This window comes from Nonomuraea sp. JJY05, assembly GCF_043496855.1.
GTDB lineage: Bacteria > Actinomycetota > Actinomycetes > Streptosporangiales > Streptosporangiaceae > Nonomuraea.
In genome coordinates this window covers 34853-51744 of record NZ_JBIEIS010000056.1, presented here as the reverse complement: position 1 = coordinate 51744, position 16892 = coordinate 34853, and the positions used below count along the sequence as shown (strand labels likewise).

Annotated in this window: 12 protein-coding genes; 3 read left to right on the top strand and 9 right to left on the bottom strand. The window is 70.3% G+C overall.

Features of this window, described 5'->3' with window-relative positions; translation table 11 throughout:
• Nucleotides 1-112 precede the first annotated feature (112 nt).
• The 4 genes from ACFKCF_RS52935 to ACFKCF_RS52920 all read right to left on the bottom strand — a co-directional run bounded on the left by ACFKCF_RS52935 (nucleotide 113) and on the right by ACFKCF_RS52920 (nucleotide 5789).
• The gene (locus ACFKCF_RS52935; RefSeq protein WP_394503918.1) at nucleotides 113-1480 is read right to left on the bottom strand and encodes an ABC transporter substrate-binding protein; all 1368 of its coding nucleotides are present in this window, start codon (nucleotides 1478-1480) and stop codon (nucleotides 113-115) included.
• Between the two features lie 147 nt (nucleotides 1481-1627).
• A complete protein-coding gene (locus ACFKCF_RS52930) occupies nucleotides 1628-3790 on the bottom strand; it encodes an alpha/beta hydrolase (protein ID WP_394503917.1) in 2163 nt (720 codons plus the stop codon).
• Between the two features lie 180 nt (nucleotides 3791-3970).
• Nucleotides 3971-4984: a LacI family DNA-binding transcriptional regulator gene (locus ACFKCF_RS52925; protein ID WP_394503915.1), complete on the bottom strand. Its 1014-nt coding sequence runs from the start codon at nucleotides 4982-4984 to the stop codon at nucleotides 3971-3973.
• Nucleotides 4985-5528: 544 nt separating this feature from the next.
• Nucleotides 5529-5789: an ankyrin repeat domain-containing protein gene (locus tag ACFKCF_RS52920; protein ID WP_394503913.1), complete on the bottom strand. Its 261-nt coding sequence runs from the start codon at nucleotides 5787-5789 to the stop codon at nucleotides 5529-5531.
• Between the two features lie 258 nt (nucleotides 5790-6047).
• Here ACFKCF_RS52920 and ACFKCF_RS52915 point away from each other — a divergent pair, with 258 nt between their 5' ends.
• Nucleotides 6048-6368: a hypothetical protein gene (locus ACFKCF_RS52915; protein ID WP_394503911.1), complete on the top strand. Its 321-nt coding sequence runs from the start codon at nucleotides 6048-6050 to the stop codon at nucleotides 6366-6368.
• Nucleotides 6369-6458: 90 nt separating this feature from the next.
• On the opposite strand, the gene ACFKCF_RS52910 is transcribed toward ACFKCF_RS52915, so the two are convergent.
• Complete coding sequence (locus ACFKCF_RS52910) at nucleotides 6459-7088, bottom strand: FAD-dependent monooxygenase (RefSeq protein ID WP_394503970.1); 630 nt, start codon at nucleotides 7086-7088, stop codon at nucleotides 6459-6461.
• Between the two features lie 64 nt (nucleotides 7089-7152).
• Nucleotides 7153-8394: a serine hydrolase domain-containing protein gene (locus ACFKCF_RS52905; RefSeq protein ID WP_394503909.1), complete on the bottom strand. Its 1242-nt coding sequence runs from the start codon at nucleotides 8392-8394 to the stop codon at nucleotides 7153-7155.
• 216 nt (nucleotides 8395-8610) lie between these two features.
• Here ACFKCF_RS52905 and ACFKCF_RS52900 point away from each other — a divergent pair, with 216 nt between their 5' ends.
• Together ACFKCF_RS52900 and ACFKCF_RS52895 are read left to right on the top strand one after the other, a co-directional pair.
• Nucleotides 8611-9564 carry a hypothetical protein gene (locus tag ACFKCF_RS52900; protein WP_394503907.1) on the top strand — a complete coding sequence of 318 codons (954 nt, stop codon included), beginning with the start codon at nucleotides 8611-8613 and terminating at the stop codon, nucleotides 9562-9564.
• A gap of 70 nt (nucleotides 9565-9634) precedes the next feature.
• Nucleotides 9635-14848: a DNRLRE domain-containing protein gene (locus ACFKCF_RS52895; protein WP_394503905.1), complete on the top strand. Its 5214-nt coding sequence runs from the start codon at nucleotides 9635-9637 to the stop codon at nucleotides 14846-14848.
• Between the two features lie 61 nt (nucleotides 14849-14909).
• On the opposite strand, the gene ACFKCF_RS52890 is transcribed toward ACFKCF_RS52895, so the two are convergent.
• The 3 genes from ACFKCF_RS52890 to ACFKCF_RS52880 form a co-directional block, all read right to left on the bottom strand.
• Nucleotides 14910-15293 (bottom strand): hypothetical protein, encoded by a 384-nt coding sequence (locus ACFKCF_RS52890; RefSeq protein ID WP_394503903.1) that lies wholly within the window; start codon nucleotides 15291-15293, stop codon nucleotides 14910-14912.
• Nucleotides 15294-15456: 163 nt separating this feature from the next.
• Nucleotides 15457-16401: a hypothetical protein gene (locus ACFKCF_RS52885; RefSeq protein ID WP_394503901.1), complete on the bottom strand. Its 945-nt coding sequence runs from the start codon at nucleotides 16399-16401 to the stop codon at nucleotides 15457-15459.
• The gene (locus ACFKCF_RS52880) at nucleotides 16398-16889 is read right to left on the bottom strand and encodes a hypothetical protein (RefSeq protein ID WP_394503900.1); all 492 of its coding nucleotides are present in this window, start codon (nucleotides 16887-16889) and stop codon (nucleotides 16398-16400) included. The genes ACFKCF_RS52885 and ACFKCF_RS52880 overlap by 4 nt, the downstream gene beginning before the upstream one ends.
• Nucleotides 16890-16892: the final 3 nt, after the last annotated feature.

Below are 16892 nucleotides of genomic sequence, written 5' to 3'. Positions count from 1 at the left end.
TGCTGGAGGCACCCTCTTCTATCAGGAGGGACATCTTGGGCTCCGGGAAATCGATGCGGGGAAACAGCGGGCGGGCCCGCCGGCCTCAGACGGCGCGGCCCGGCCCTGCTCGTCACTGAACGGTGAAACCTTGCTCTTTGGCGTACTTCACCACGTCTTCCTGCAGCCGGTCGGCGGCCTGCGCACCGGTGACGGAGCCCTCGATGAGCGCGCTGACCTGCTTCGTCAAGGCGTCGAAGTAGTACTGGCCGAACGGGCTGTAGGTCATGCCCTTGTAGGCGTTCGCCGCGGGCACGTAGACCTCCTTGTTCGCCTGCTGGCCGTCGAAGAACGCCACCTTCAGGTCCACGAACTCGGGTGAGTTGAGCGCCTTGAGGTTCAGCGGGAAGATGATCTGGTTGGTCCAGCCGTCGGTGAGCGACTCCTTGTCGGCGTACAGGCCGTACGCCACCTTCGCCGCGAGTTCGGGGTTCTTCGCCTGGCTCGTTACGGAGAAGGCAGACCCGCCCCAGTTCACCTGCACCGGGTTGGCGGGATCCCACTGCGGGAGCGGTGCCACCGCGAACTTGCCGGTGTCCTCACCCTTGCCGACACCGGCACCGGTGAGGTAGCCGGGCGCCCACGCCGCCGAGATGTAGGTGGCGTACTTACCGTTGATGACGCCGGAGATGTACTCGGGGGTGAACTGGTCCTGCGTCCCGACCAGCCCCTTCTTCGCCAGGCGCGCCCAGTAGTCGAGCACGTCCTTGGAGCCCTGGTCGTTCAGCTTGACGCCGACCGTTTCCGGCTGCGCCGGGTCGTAGGCGAACGGGGACGCGCCCTTCTGGATCTGCAGCGCCATCGTGAGGGCCGAGACGTTCGCGGCGAAGTCGCCGAAGTGCGGGCCGCCCGCGTCCTTCATCTTCTGCGCGGCCTGCTCGTACTCGTCCCAGGTCTTCGGCGGCTTGATGTCGTACTTCTTGAAGAGGTCCTTCCGGTAGATCATCGCCATCGGACCGCCGTCGACCGGCACTCCGTAGACCGCCTGACCGACGGAGACGTCTTTCCACGCGCCCTCGCTGTAGTCGGCCTTGACGCGGTCGTAGCCGTACTGCTTGATGTCGACGAGCGACTTCTGGATCTGGAAGGTCGGGATCCGGTCCATCTCGATCATGATGACGTCGGGCGCCCCGGTGCCCGCCGAGATGGCCGTCTGGAACTTGTCGTACTCGTCGCCGCCCTGGCCGACGTTGGTCCAGCAGACCTGCACCTCACTGTTCTGCTTGTTGAAGTTGTCGACGACGAGCTGCGTGTTGGGGTACCAGCCCCACATCGTCACGACCGGCAGGTTCTTCTTGGGGATCGTGTTCGTGCAGTTGCTGGCGGCGGCGTTTCCGCTCGGGTTGCTCGCGCTGCCGGCCTGCTGGCCGGAGGAGCAGGCGGCGAGCGCGGAGGTGGCGGCGAGCAGGGCCGTCGCGGCGATGATCCTGTTTTTCTTCATTGACTTGTTTCCCTTGGGGATCGCTGTAAGTGAGCGATCGAACGGGACGGGGAACAGGTGACGCCACCCGTACCCCGCCCCCGTGTCGATTCTCTTGTGAGCGCTAACATCACCCGGGTGCGGCATGTCGCCCGGGCCGGGCTTCCGTCAGCGCTTGAACAGGCGCGGTGCCAGGTCGATAAGGTTCTTCTGCCACACGTCCCAGCCGTGCGGCCCCGGGGTGACCCCGTCGAACTCGTAGCGGATACCGAGGTTGTTCAACGTGGTCAGGGACGTCATGAACGACGGGTAGACGAAGTCGGTCTGGTCGCCGACGTACAGGCGCAACAGCTTGGTCCCGTTGTTGATCGCCTGCGCGTCGACGCCGGCGCCGCTGCCGAATCCGGCCGAGAACGCCGCGACGTACGCGAACTGACCCGGGCGCGCCTTGAGCAGCGTGAGCGTCTGCCCACCTCCCATCGAGAGGCCGGCGAGGGCCTGCCGCGACGGGTCGCTGGAGATGTGGTACCGGGCACGGGCCGCCGGAACGATGTTCTCCAGCAGTTCCTTGGTGAAGTCGGACACGTTGCCGTTGCCCATCACCACCACCATCGGCACCAGGTCCCCGTCGAGGAACCGGTGGTCGAGGATCTGCTTGGCGCGGCCCATCTCCACCCAGTCGGTGTAGCTCTGGCCGCTACCGTGCTGGAGGTAGAAGACGGGGTACGGCTCTGCGCGGTTCGGATCGTACCCCGGCGGGGTCCAGACCAGCGCGGTCCGGTCCTGGTTCGCGACGGTGCTCCGGTACGTCAGGCTCTCGACCCTTCCGCCCTGGCCGGCGGGCACGTCGGAGAGCAGCCGCGACCTCTCGCCGTTGACGAGGAAGGTGCTCCAGGTCGGCTCGGAGGTCACCTTCGTCGGGTTCGAGACGTCCTTGACCGAGACGCCGTCCACCATCAGCCGGTAGTAGTAGAACCACGGGTCGAGCGGACCCACGGTCGCCCGCCACCGGTCGCCCTCGCGCGACAGCCGGACGCGCAGCCAGCTGCCGTTGGGAGCCCAGTTCGCCCACACCTTGACGCGTTGGGCGTCCTTGAAGTCGGTCGTGGTCTCGAAGGTGACGAAGCCGTCCTCGCTCACGAACGGCGTCGGCGTGGTGCCGGGGGCCGGCGGGTTGAACTCGCCCTTCAGCCGCCCGTGACCGGCGCTCGGGCCGTGGTCTGGCACCTTGCGGAACAGCCGCGGCACGAAGTCGACGAGGTTCTCCTGCCAGGCGTTCCAGTTCGCCCCGGCGTCGGGGTTGACCCCGTCGAACTCGTACTTGATCCGGGCGCGGTCCAGCGCCTTCGTCAGCCGGTTGGTCGCGTTGTACGCGGGATCCGTCACGTTCCCGGTGTACAGACGCAGCAGCTTGATCGCGTGCGCGTCCGGCCGGCCGACGCCGTCCGTCAGGAGACCCGAGAACGAGCCGGCGTAGGCGAACTCGGCCGGGTGGGCCAGTGCGGCACGTAGCGCCTGTGTCCCACCCTCGGCCACCCCGGCGATCGCCCGGTGTGCCGCGCCGCGGCGCACGCGGTAGCGCTCCGTGACGGCCTTCTGGAGCTCCTTGTCGCCGGCCGCCGCGGCACCGTCGCTGATCACGACCACCATCGGCTCCATGGACCGCTGAGCCGACAGGTTGTCGAGGATCTGCTTGGCTCGACCGAGGTCGAGCCAGTCGGTGGCGTTCACACCGGGGGCGGACTGCAGGAACAGCACCGGGTAGGCCTTGGGGCCCTTGCCCGAGTACGCCGGCGGCGTCCACACCAGCGCCGACCGCTCCTGACCCTTGGTCCGGTAGGTGAGGGTCTCGACCTTGCCGCCCTGCCCCTGAGGCACGTCCGCGAGCAGGCGCACCGAGTCGCCCGCCACGAAGAAGGTGCTCAAGAGCGGCTTGGACGCAACGCTCGTACCATTCGTCGGGTCCTTGAGACCCTTGGTGTCATCGCCCGTGACCTGGTAGGTGTACAGCCCCGGCTTGAGCGGGCCGAGGACGCCGGAAAAGGCGGTGCCGCGGCGGGTCAGGCCGAACTCCGCCCAGGTGAAGGAAGGCCCGAAGTTCCCCTCGATGACGACCCCGGACACCTGGCCCACGGCGGCCTCGACGGAGGCCACCGGAACGGTGAACGACGCGTAGCCGTCCTCGGAGACGCTGAGCCATGGCGTGTCCGCCGCCGCCGGTCGCGGTGCGAGCAGCACCGCCGCGATCAGCATGGCTCCGGCGGCGATCGCCACCGCGAATCGGCGTACGCCCATAGGCCGCGAGCTGCCGTGATAGCCTAAGGAATGCATGTTTGACTCCCTTGATGGTTGGCCGCGGATGGTACCCGCCTGGCCGACCTGATTCATTGGTGAATGTGCGGCGGGTTTCTGTGTGCACGTACCTCCATGGGTAAGGGATTTGCACCTGAACGTTCGGTGGCTCGAGCGTTCAGGTGCGGGGGCGCCACACTATGTGTGACGCCCCCACTTTCAGGGGGTTCTCGGTGCCGCGGTGGAGCCGCGTACCACCAAGCGGACGGGAAGCACTATTTGGTGTGGGCCCTCCCAGTTACCGTTCACCAGCGACCTCAGCATGCGGGCGGCCTCGAACCCGAGCCGGTACATCGACTGGTCCACCGTGGTCAACCCCGGATCGCTCAGCGCCGACTCCGGTATGTTGTCGAACCCGGCCAGCGACAGGTCGCCGGGAACGCTGAGCCCCAGCTCCTTCGCGACCTCCAGGGCCTTCAGGGCCATCCCGTCGCTCGCCGCGAAGATCGCCGTCGGACGGTTCTCCCTGTCCATCAGCGCCCGTGCGAGCGGGACCGCGGACTCGGGGTTGAAGTCGCCCCTGGCGATCAACGTGGGGTCGACCGGCACTCCGGCTGCGGCCAGTGCCCTGCGGTATCCCTCTTCGCGCAACCATGCGGCCTCCAGGTCGGACCTGCCCGCGATGAATGCGATCCGCCGATGCCCCAGGCCGAGCAGATGCTCGACGACCGTGGTGCCGCCCGCGAGGTTGTCCGCCGTCACCGACGGCACCGTCGAGTCCCGCGCCGGATCGATGGCCACGACCGGGGTGTTGCTCCGCACGTCGCCCGAGGGCGTGATCACGATACAGCCGTCGGTGAGCGTGCCCGACAGGCGGGCAAGATGCCGCCGCTCCCAGCCCTCGGAGTACGTTCCGTAGAGGTCGCTGTCGGCGTAGATGATCAGGTCGAAGCCCGACTGGGTCAGCGCCTCCATCACGCCCTTGAGCACTTCGGCGGTGTAGGACTGGAAGCTGTGGCTCACCAGGCCGAGGACGTTGGTGCGGCTGCGCCGCAGGCTGGTGGCCACCAGGCTCGACTCGTAGCCGAGGTGCTCGATGGCCGAGCGGACCTGTGCGATGGTGCTCGCGCTGACGCCGTAACGGCCGTTGACCACCCGCGACACGGTCGCGGTCGAGACGCCCGCTAATCGCGCGACATCGCTCATCGTCACCGGCGCGCCGCCCTCGGCCATGCAGCCCTCACTAGTTGCAATCGTTATCGGTTACGTTTGCAGCGTCAACGTAAGCGATAACGTTTGCCGACACAAGGCCTTTTCGGCCGACCGAACGTCACGAATTAGACATGCTGGAACGGTAGGCGTATCAGCGTGACGGGGCGGGCCCCGTCACGCTGACGCTGAGGATCCTCGCCAGGTGCAGGTGCCGCGAGGCGGGCTGGACGCTGTCCGCCATGCCGAGCACGGCCATCCGGCCCATGCCGACGAGAGGCTGCCGGACGGACGTGCGCCGGGGCGTGGTCCACCGGGGCCCTCGGCGCGCTCCTCGCCCGCGAGCAACCACACGTCCCGGCACCCACGGCGCCTCGGCCCCTGAAAGCCTTCGAGTGATGGGTCGCAAAGTAGGGGCGGCCGGAATACCGCTGGCTTCGGCTGGTATGCCCGCATGGGCGCAGAAGTTCCCAGCGCCCTCCGTGGTTCCGACAAGAGATGTCGGGGCGGATCCTGCAAGAGGAGCGTCAGCGCGATCGAGCCTCGATCAGATCGTGGAGCTGCTGAGTCACGGGATCGTGCGGGTGAGCGGCGTGGGAGATGTGCAGCCACCGTCGGCGTCGGTTCGGAGGAGATCGTCGCGAATGGACGGGTCGGCACCGCGCTCCAGGAGCAGGCGGATCACTGGGAGACGACCGCCCGGGATTGCCCAGTGCAGGCCGGTCCGCCCGAGGTAGGGCGCGACGTCGGGGTGGACGCCGCGGTCGAGGAACCAGCGCACGACCTCGGTCCGGCCGTGCTGGCAGGCATGGACGAACGCCTCTCCCACGATCTCCTCCGGATCACCGGTCGCCGGCAGCCGAGACGGAAAGCCTGCGCCGGTGTCGGCGAGGTCGGGCGCGCCGACGCCGCGTCCGGCCGGAGGCTGCCGTCCGCGTCGAAACAGGCCCGCACCAGATCCAGTCGGCCGCAGGCGGCGTACGTCCAGAGCGCCTGCGGGACGATCCCGTGCTCGGCGAGCAGGTCGACGACCTCCGTGGTGTCGTGGTAGATGGCGTGCCCCATCGGGGAGATGCACGAAGGCGTCATGCGCGTCTTCGTACAGGCCGCCATCGCCAACCACCTGGATGACCCGCGGTCGCTGCGCATCATATTGGAGCAGGCGCCGCGCTCCCAGGAACTGATGAAGAAGATCTACCGGTACAAGGACGCGTGGACCGCCTACACCCGCGAGCTCCTGTGCCGCCACCCCGAGGTGCGGGTCCCCGACGTCGACACCGCCGCCCGGATCATCAACGCCACGATCGAGCTGGTCGTCCACCAGGTCATCGCGGAGCACGAGCCCGTCGACCCGAAGCGCCTGGAGGACGAACTCGTCTCGATGTCCACCCGATACCTCCGGGGCTGAGACCCTGGCCGCAGACGTTCGGGCCGGGATCGCGTCCTTCACCGGCCCTCACCAAGGCCGGGGACGGGGTGCCGGGTGTCGCCTCCGCCTTCATCGGTTCCGGTCCTGCGGCGCGGCGGTCGCCGGGCGTACGTGCTCGGGGCGGACGCCCACGCCGAGCAGCCGGCTCGTCAGCGCCCGCATGAAGGGGAGCCGGGCGATCATCCGGTAGTCCGGGCCGGCCTGGCCGCGTAGTGCGCGGTCGATGCCGAACCGCTGGGCGGTGCGCTGCAGCGCCTGGGTCGCCACGGTGGGGGCCCACCTGCGCCGTCGTACGGCGGCGAGGAAGCCGACGAGGTCGGCGATGTCGTCGCGCAGCGGCTGGATCCCGGCCCTGCGCAGTTCCTCGCGGCCGCCCTTGCGGATCATGTAGGCGATGTTCCGGTACGTGCCCCGGTTGATCACCGCGACGGACCTGCCGCCGGCCATGCGCAGGTGGTAGCCCTCGTCCGGATCGCTGTCGCGGCGGGAGATCCGGAACTGCAGCACGTCCATCGGCGCGCCGTACTCGCGGGGACGCAGGCCGGCCGCCGGCCGCACCGCCGAGTGCCGGCCGTCGGCGGCCACCGTCAGGTGGGCCCGCACCTGCCGGTCGCCGTCCGGGCCGCGGAAGCGCACCCCGGTGACGCGGCCGCCCTCCCGCAGGAGGCCGGCCGCCTCGGCCTGCATGAAATCGTCGATGCCATCCTCACGCCCCTGCTCGCCACCCCGGGGCGATGAGCATCCTTCCGCCGTAAGGGGGCGGCTATATGCCGGTGATCAGGCGTCGTTCCAGGTCGATGATCGGCTCGATGCTCTGCAGGTCGTAGTTGCTCAGGATGACGGCCGTCCAGTCCAGGTCGAGGTAGACCGACCAGCTCGTCGATATGCCGCCCGCACCGCCTCCGTGGGTGATGATGCGCCGGTTGTTGTAGGTGGCGGCCACAGGCCCGTATGCCTGGAAGCTCTCCCCTCGAACGGAGCCGCCGGAGGTGTCCTCCCTCAGCGGCTTGGCGGAGATCTTCCCGTTCACGTACAGCTCGGTGTAGGGCCGGGCGGCGAGCTTGCCGCTCTGCAGCGCGACCGCGAAGCGCACGAGGTCGGGGGCGGTGGAGAAGCCGTTGCCACCGCCTGTTCCCATCCATCCCCGGGCGGAGTTGCTGCCTTGGCCGGCGTCGCCGTAGACGGAGCCCTTGTCGAGGTTGCGGACGGCGTCGACCCGCGTGCCGTCCTTCTGGTACATGTACGGATGGGCTATGCGCCTGTCGGCCAGCCACTGCCGGCGGTCGTAGTAGGCGGAGTCCTTCATGCCGGCCGGGATGAAGATGTTCTGGCGGACGTGGTCCTGGAACGATTGGCCGGAGACCTTCGCCACGAGCTCGCCGAGCAGGGTGTAGCCCATGCTGCTGTAGGCCTTCTTCGTCCCTGGGGCGAACTCCAGCTCGAAGGTCCTCAGATCCGCCCAGAAGTCCTCCATCTGTTCTTCATAGCTGTTGTGGATCTTCTCCGGCGGCGGCTGCTCGCCCGGACGCCGGGCGTCGCCCAGTCCACTGGTGTGGGTGAGGAGGTGATGCACGGTGATGCGTTCGGCCATCGCCGCCGGCAGGCCGTCCAGATGCTTGCTCACCAGGTCGTAGAACCTGAGCTTGCCCTGCTGGGCCAGCTGCACGACCGCCAGCCCGGTGAACGGCTTGGAGGACGAGGCCAGAGCGTAGACGGTGTCGATCTCGTTCGGGATCTTGCCGTCCCTGTCCGCCCAGCCGTAGGCGCGGGCCAGGACCTGGCGGCCGCGGTGTGCGAGCATCACGGTGCCAGAAAACTGATCCTTGTCCGCCAGTTCTTTGATGTGCCGGTCGAAGGCGCCTCCAGGACGCAGGTCCTTGGGAATCCGGCCCGAGCCTGAGGAGAGGCCGGCGGTTTCTTGCGCGGCCGGCAGGCCAGCGGCCGCCAGCGGGACCGCGCCCAGCAATCCGAGAGCGGAGCGGCGCGAGCTTTTCGACGACGCCATGGCCATCCTTTCACGAGGAACGATGTGCGAGGGGATGCAAGCACGCAGGTCGTTTCCCCGGCGTTTCCGTCGCCCGATCGGGCGGGCTCTGCCACCGTCTCGCCCGGAAGACAGCAAACGTTTACGGTCCGGCCATCCAAGATCATCCAGTTGGCCGCCGATGATCTTTACGTTTGCGGCGTTTGTGCATCTCCCCACCTACGTGGAAGGACATCCATGCGCATCTCCGCTCGGGCATTCGTCGTCACCTTAGCGACGGCCCTGGCACTCAGCAGCGCGACCGTGGCCGGCACCCCGGCCATCGCGCGGGAAGACCCCGCCCTGGCGGCCCTCACCCAGGTGGTGCCCGAGATCATCGAGGAGGCGAGGACGACCCCGCCGACCGAGATCCCGGACGGCGACGTCCAGCGGCCCTTCGCCATCGCGACGGACCCCGACCGCACGCTGGTCGCGACCGTCAGCGAGACCGACATCGGCATCGGCCTGCCGGAGGCCGACGGCGCCGGCAGCCAGCCGCTGCCCGGCCTGGTCACCTACGCCGCCAAGCAGCCCAGCGTGGCCTATGCCCACCAGCGCACCGGCCAGATCGCCCGCGCGCTGACCATCATCAAGGACTCCTCGGCGCCGACCGAGTACCGCTTCCCGATCAACGCCCCCGAGGGCAGCATGCTGGAGGTCGAGGAGGACGACGGCACCGTCCTGATCTACAACAACGACTTCTACCTCGCCGAGATCGACCTGCCCTGGGCCAAAGACGCCAACGGCAACCCGGTGCCGACTTCGTACCGGGTGGAGGGCATGACGCTCATCCAGACGGTCTACCACGCGGGCGCCGCCTACCCCGTGGTCGCCGACCCCGCGCTCAAGCTGCAGTGCGAGTGGTGGAAGGCCATGTGCCGGCTGATCTTCTCGAAGAAGCTCACCAAGAAGATCTACAACGCCTGGTTCGTCGCCGGGGTCGCCGGCGCCATCGAGGCGTTGAAGGGCTCCTGCGACAAGCTCAAGGGCAAGGCCAAGCTGATCTGCAAGGTCGCCTACACGACGGGTGGCGCCTCGGCCATCTACAAGGTCCGGGAAGCCGCCAGGAAGAACCAGTGCTTCGCGATCCGGTTCCAGGCTCCAGGCATCACCTGGTACGAGGTCCGCAAGAAGAGCTGCCAGAGCAAGTAGCCCCGCACCCTCCGACGCCCCCGCCCGATCCGGCGGGGGCGTCGCCCTACGCGCACCTCCCGGAGCACCCATGTCTGCCTCAACGCCACGGGCCCTCGCCGGTGGCCTCGCTCTCCTGCTTCTCCCGCTGGCCGCGCCCGCGTCACCCGCCGCCGCAGAACCACCCGCCGCAGAGCCGGCATCTCCGGCAGCCGCCCCCGGCGCCGCTTCGGGTGACGACCCGAGCGCCCCCGCCCGGCTCACCGCCGAGCCGAGCGCCCCCGACGAGGCCTCCGCCCGGCTGTCCGCCCGCCTGACGGGCCGGCGCGTCGAGGTCGCGGATGCCCGTACGGAGACCACCACCACCTTCGCCAACCCCGACGGCACGCTGACGGTGGACTCCTTCGCCGGCCCCGTCAGGTTCCGCCGCGACGGCGCGTGGGCCCCGGTGGACATCTCGCTCACCAAGGCGCCGTCGGGCGAGATCGTGACCCGGGGCCACGGCCGCGCGCTCAAGCTCGCCGGCGGACGCACCGGGCTGTCGCGGCAGGCCGGCGTGTCCGGTTCGACCGATCTGATCGCGATCGGTGCGGGTGCCGCCAAGGTGACCATGCAGTGGAAGGGCGCGCTGCCCGCGCCGCGCCTGTCCGGCGAGACGGCCACGTACCCGGACGTCATGCCGGGCGCCGACCTGGTCGTCACCGCCACCAGGACGGGCGCCGAGCAATTCCTGCTGCTCAAGTCCCGTCCGGCGGCCCCGCTGACGTACACGCTGGGGCTTAAGGCGCCGGGCCTCGAACCGCGCGGATCGGCCGGCGGCGGCGTGGAACTGGTGGATGCCAAGGGCAAGGTCGCCGTCACCATCCCCGCCCCTGTCATGTGGGACGCCACCGAACACCCCGTATCGGGCGAGCATCTGCGCCGCGCCCCCGTGGACATGAAGGTCTCCGGCCGCGACCTCGTCCTCACCCCCGACCCGGCGTTCCTGAACGACCCGGCCACGACCTACCCCGTCACCGTGGACCCGTCGCTCAACCTCGGCCAGGTCTTCGACACGTTCGTGCAGGAGGGCCACGGCACCGACCAGTCGGGCGCCACCGAGCTCAAGATCGGCAACAACGGCAGCGGCCAGGTCGCCAAGTCGTTCATCACGTGGAAGACCCCCGGCATCGCGGGCAAGAAGATCATCTCGGCCACGCTGAAGCTCTGGAACCACCACTCGTGGTCGTGCGAAGCCCGCTCGTGGGAGGTCTGGTCGGCCGACCGCGCCTCGACCTCGTCGCGCTACCCGGGCCCGCACATGGCCGCCAAGTACGCCTCCTCCAGCGAGACGAAGGGCTACGGGAGCGGCTGCGCCGACGGCTGGGTCAGCGCCAACGTCACCTCGCTGGTGCAGCACTATGCCAACCAGGGCTGGAAGGAGTCCGGCATGGGCCTGCGGGCCGCCAACGAGTCGGACAAGTACGCCTGGAAGAGGTTCCACTCGGGCAACGCCTCGTCGAAAGTGCCGGTCATCTCGGTGACGTACGGCTCCTACCCGAGCACCCCGGTCTCGACCTGGGTCTCGCCGTACACCGAGTACGACGGCACGCTCTGGACCAACACGGTCACCCCGCAGCTGCGCAACCACGTACGCGACCCCGACGGCGGCAACGTACGCGGCCTGTTCGACCTGTACGCGGGCTCGACGCTGCTGGTCGACAACCTCTACGGCGCGTACGTGGCCAGCAACGGCTTCTCCGGCGCCAACGTGCCCGCGGGCAAGCTCGCGAACGGCAAGACGTACACGATCAGGTCGCGGGCCAACGACGGCTCCCTGACCTCGAAGGCGTACCAGTCGAGGACGTTCTCCATCGACACCGCCAAACCGCCCGCGCCCAGGGTGAGCTCGGCGGACTACCCCGATGACGGCGGCTGGCACGGCGACGCCGGCAAGGCGGGCACGTTCACCCTCACCCCGGCGAACACCGACACCGGCTGGATCTCCTACAAGCTCGACGGCGGCGCCGCCACGAAGGTGCTCACCACGGGGCCGGCCGTGTCCGCCAAGCTGACGCCCGCCACGACCGGCGCGCACACGCTCAGCGTCCACACCATCGACAAGGCCGGCAACGCCTCACCGGTCACCGCGTACACCTTCAACGTGGGTTCCGGCGCGGCCGTGGCCACGCTGACCGCCCCCGCCGACGGCCTGCGCAGCACCGGCAGGGTGCCGCTCGCGGTGACGGGCACGGCCTTCACCCAGGCCACGTTCCAGTTCCGGCGGTCCGAGACCGACGCCTGGGCGGACCTGCCGGTGGCGAACGTGACGGGCACGGACGGCAAGCCGCTGGCCGCCTGGCCCGTGGCAGCCCCCAACGGGGTGTCCGGCCTGGTCTGGGACGCGGGGACGCAGCTCGGCGACGCCGCCGTCCAGGTGCGCGCGGTCGTGGCGGGCCCGAGCGGGGCCACCGTGGAGTCCGGCCCGGCGGAGGTCGTGGTGGACCGCCGCGCCACCCGGGCCGCCACCGGCCAGGTCGGTCCCGGCGTGCTGAACCTGCTCACCGGCGGCTACCGGCTCCAAGCCACGGCAGGCGGCCCGTTCGGCCTGACGCTGACCCGCACGGCCTCCTCGCGCGACCCCGGCCTCACGTGGTCGCCCGCGCTGACCGTGCTCAAGGAGACCTCGCCGACGTCCGTCGAGCTGACCAGGGCCGACGGCACGCCGGTGCAGTTCACCAAGGCCAAGGACGGCTGGCGGCCGGAGCCCGGCGCCGAGGAGCTGACCCTCACCGGCACGTACACGCTCACCGACTCCCGCGGCGAGGCCATCTCCTTCACGAGGCAAGGGGACGTCTACGTACCCGCAGGCCACACCTACGACCAGACCCGCCCCAAGTCGATCACCCGCTCCGGGCACACGCTGGAGCTCGGCTACGACACCGCGGGCCGCCTGTCCACCGTCTCCCTGAAGGGAACGGTGATCACCCAGTACAGCTACGACGGCGCGGGCCGGCTCTCCGAGGTGTGGGACCCGCGGATCAGCCCGCCGCTGAAGACGACCTACGGTTACGACGCCGCCGGCCGGGTCACAACGCTCACCCCGCCCGGCGAGCTGCCGTGGACCTTCGGCTACGAGAGCGACGGCCGGCTGCGGTCCGTCAGCCGCCCCACCCTCAAAGCCGGCACCGCCGACCAGGTCGCCGGTGAGGCGAAGACCACGATCGGCTACGGCGTGCCGCTCACCACGGCGGGCGGCGGCCCGGCGGACCTGACGTCCCGGCAGGTGGCCGCCTGGGGCCAGGCCGTGGCTCCCGTGACGGCCACGGCGGTCCACCCGCCGGGCTCCACGAACCGCCCCACCGTGACGTACCTGGACGAGTCGGGCCGGGCGGTCAACGTGCTGGCCCCCGGTGGCCACCTGTCCGCCACTGACTATGACCGGTCCGGCCACGCGGTACGGGTGCTCACCGCCGCGAACCGGGAGCTGTCGCAGCGGCCGGAGACCGACTACCGGCTCGTGGAGCTGGCCATCACCGCTTACGGCCCGGACGAGCGCGCCGAGCTGCTGTCCACCCGATCGATCTACGACGCCTCCGGCCGCCGCAAGCTGGAGGAGCTGAGCCCGGTCCACATCGTGAACCTGGAATCCGACGTGGACGAGCTGCCCGCCGGATACGCCATCGGCGCCAGGGCGCACACCGTCAGCACCTACGACGAGGGCAGGCCGTCCGGAGCGACAGCCCGCGACCTGCCGACCACCGTCAAGATCGGCGCCGTGATCGTCGGGCGCGAGTCCAAGCCGGACGTGGACGTGAAGGCCACCGCGCTGTCCTACGACTGGGCGACCGGCCGGCGGATCAGGACCGTCCGCGACCCCGGCGGCCGGGCGGTCACCACCGACACCGCAGGGCCGCTTCTCTACACGGCGACCGGCGGCGGCGCCTGCGGCGGGCGGCCCGAGTGGGCCGGCCTGGTGTGCCAGGACGGCGGGCAGACCTACACCTACACCGCCTCCGGCCTGCCCGACACCGTGACCGAGGGCAACACGGTCACCATGATCAAGCGCGACCCGGCCGGCCGCCCCGTCTCGGCCCAGGTCGGCAGCCAGGCCGAGATCGGCATCGGCTACAGCCCGGCCACCGGCCGGCCCACCGAGCGGTGGCGCGGCACGGAGAAGATCGTGACGGCCTACGACCGGCTGGGCCGGGTCATCTCCCACACCGACGCGGACGGCGGCCAGACCCGCACCGAGTACGACGACCTCGACCGCCCGGCCAAGGTCACGGACTCGGCCCCGTCCACCAGGGTCTACGCCTACGACCACGCGGCCGAGCCGCGCGGCCTGCCCACCGCGGTCACCGACTCGGCGGCGGGCACCTTCACCGCCCGCTACGACGCCGACGGCCGCCAGGTCGAGGGCGACCTGCCGGGCGGGCTGCACCTGCAGTCGCCGTACGACGAACGCGGGCAGAACTACGCGCGGATCTACACCAGGGACGGTCTGGAAGGTCCGGTGATGATCGATCAGGTCGGCCGGAACGTCCACGGGCAGGAGGCGCTCGGCATGCGCACCGACACCATGAGCGAGCGGCAGCTCGGCTACGACAAGGCGGGGCAGCTCGCGTCGGCGCTGGACATGGTGTTCCCGGTGTGCACGCTGCGCCGCTACGGCTACGACGGCGCGGGCAACCGGACCCGGCTGGCCGTGCAGGCGTCGGACGAGGACTGTCCGGTGGCCGACGACTCCGCCGCGAGCATCACGACGTACGCCTACACCTTCGACGGCAGGTTGACCGGCGACGGCTACGGCTACGACCCGGCGGGCCGCACCACCTCGCTGCCGGGCGGGCGGACCGTCGGCTACTTCGCCGACGGCCTGCCGGCCGAGCAGACCTCCGGCGAGCGGAGCCTGACGTGGACGCGCGATCCGGCGGGCCGGATCAGGTCGGGGACCACCGAGGCGGGCGCGGTCACCGTCCACCATTACGGCTCCGACGGCGAGCGGCCCTCCTGGCTGGCCGAGAACGGCGCGGTCGTCCGCAACGTGGCCGGCGTCGGCGGCGAGCTGGCCGCGCTCACGGGCGCGACCGGGTCGGTCCGCCTCCAGCTGCTCACGGTCGGCGGGCACGTGGGCACCGAGCTGGAGCTCGACAGCGGCCTGGCCACCGTGATCGGGTACGACGAGTTCGGCCTGGCCACCCAGCCGCGCCGCTACGGCTGGCTGGGCGGCGCGTTCCAGCCGACCACCCTGGACGGGACGGTCCTGGTGTCAGGCCGCTTGTACGACCCGTCGCTGGGCCGCTTCCTCCAACGACCGTACTGAACCGGCTTGACGAGACGCCACCCCGGCCGGGAGACCCGGACGGGGTGGCGTGGGCCGGTGCTCAGCGCCGGGGAACGATCTTGAGGGACCTCACCAGCGTGTCGACGTCCGGCCACAGGCGCCGGTGCGTGTCGGGAATGGTGATCCACAGGACCGCGGCCGGGGACGTCCCGTGTCGACCGCGATGGCGACCGACAGCTCCTGCCTGGCCTTGCGGCCGTCCGGGCTCGGCGGCATCTGGATCATCCGGGCCAGCAGCCAGCGGCTCCAGCATCGAGGCGGTCGCGTACCTGCCGCGGTGGCGGCGGCCGTAGCCCGCCACGGGTGACTCCCCCGCCAGCGCCAGGAGCACGAGGAAGGCCATCGCCTGCACGGCCAGTCCGGCGAGGAAGAAGGCCGTGAAGCCGTACCGAATCCAGACGCCGAGCACGGCCGCCTGCAGCACCAGCCCGGCCAGGAGAACGATCCGGCCGGGTGGCCATCAGCCGGCGGTGCCCCTCGGGGAGGCTGGGGTCGAGGACGATCACGCTCACGAACAGTGACTATCCCGAAGAGCCGTTTCCGCGCGCTTGCAGCGAGCGGCCCCACTCCGATCCGCTGATGGAACGTCATGTCTCCCGCGCCCGGACAGCTGACCGCCGGGGCGCGCCGCGGTGGGCGCGGATGAGGGCGATCACAGTGTCGGCGGTGCGGTCGAGGTGGGTGCGGCCGTCGGGCAGCCGTGCCTCCGGGCTGATGTAGCTGCGCCGCCCCATGTGGGTGGCCGGGTCGAGCCGGTGCACGGTGATCCTGCCCGCGCGGGCGGTGCGGTTCCATCCGCTGCGGCGGAAAGACCGCCAGCGCTGGGGGAAGATCCAGATGCTGACCCGCTCGATCCAGTCGCCGGCGCTGGTGAGCTGGTGGAGGTGATGGGCGTGGGTGAGGTCGTTGGCGCCATTGTGGAAGCCGCCGATGGTGATCAGCAGGAGCGGGGCACGCAGGCGCGTGTACAGCTCTTCGACCGCGCCTGTGGCGACCTGCGCGCCGCCGCTGTAGCTCAGCAGCACCACGGGTGTGCCGCTGTCGGGCCGGTAGCCGGCAAGGCGCAAGTGGCCGGCGATCTGGGCGCCCACGGCGTGGTTGTACAGGGGACGGTACCGGCGGTCGGCGGCGACGAAGATCTGCATGACGTTGTGCAGGAACAGCAGGAGCCCGATGCGGTGGCGGACCCACTCCCACACAGGCCGGTTGACCAGCGGGTGGGCCAGCGGGGAGTACGGCTGCACCTGGCCGAGCACCCGCAGCTCCGGCGCTCCGGCGATCAGGGCCTTGACCAGCTGGCCGCCGTCGCGGGTGTCGCGGAATCGGCGCTTGCCGATGCCGTCCAGATAGACCAGGTAGGCGTCCGGAGGGCGATCGGGGTCCGCGCCCCGGGCGTACGGCATGCCCTCGGGGAGCTCGGTGGTGAGAGTCCGCCAGCCGGCGGTGTAGACCAGCACCTCGTAGCGGGAGAGCAGAGCTTCCGCGAGGAGGACCGGCCCGAGCGCCAGGACGAGGAACGGGAGATCGGTCATGCGAGCACCTCCCGCCGGCTGATGGCGCTGATCTTCACGACCAGGCGCCGGACACCTTCGACGGCGGCGGCGAGCCCGACTCCGGCAATGGTCACGCAGCCCGCCGCATGCCACCAGTCCAGCCCCGTCGTCGCGGCGAGCGGCGCGACGAGGCCGGCCCCGACCCCCACGAACAGCAGCAGGTGCAGCAGGGGCCCGAGCAGCGGGAACGCGATGACAGCCGAGAACACCAGCGGCGCGGCCAGACTGGGCGTCCATTCCGGCGCGGCGGCGCTCGACGGAGGGGCGGACGGCATGAGATCGGCCAGGGTCCACGCGGTCAGGGGCCACAGCGTGAACACCGCGCCCTCGACCACGGCGCCGGTCAGGAGCAGCAGGATCGCGTGGGACCGCGACACGTTGGGATGGTGGGCGATCAGGGGCAGGATCCGTCCGGCGGACTCGGACAGACCGGCGATCAGCAGCAGGACGACGACGAGGGGTGACATCGG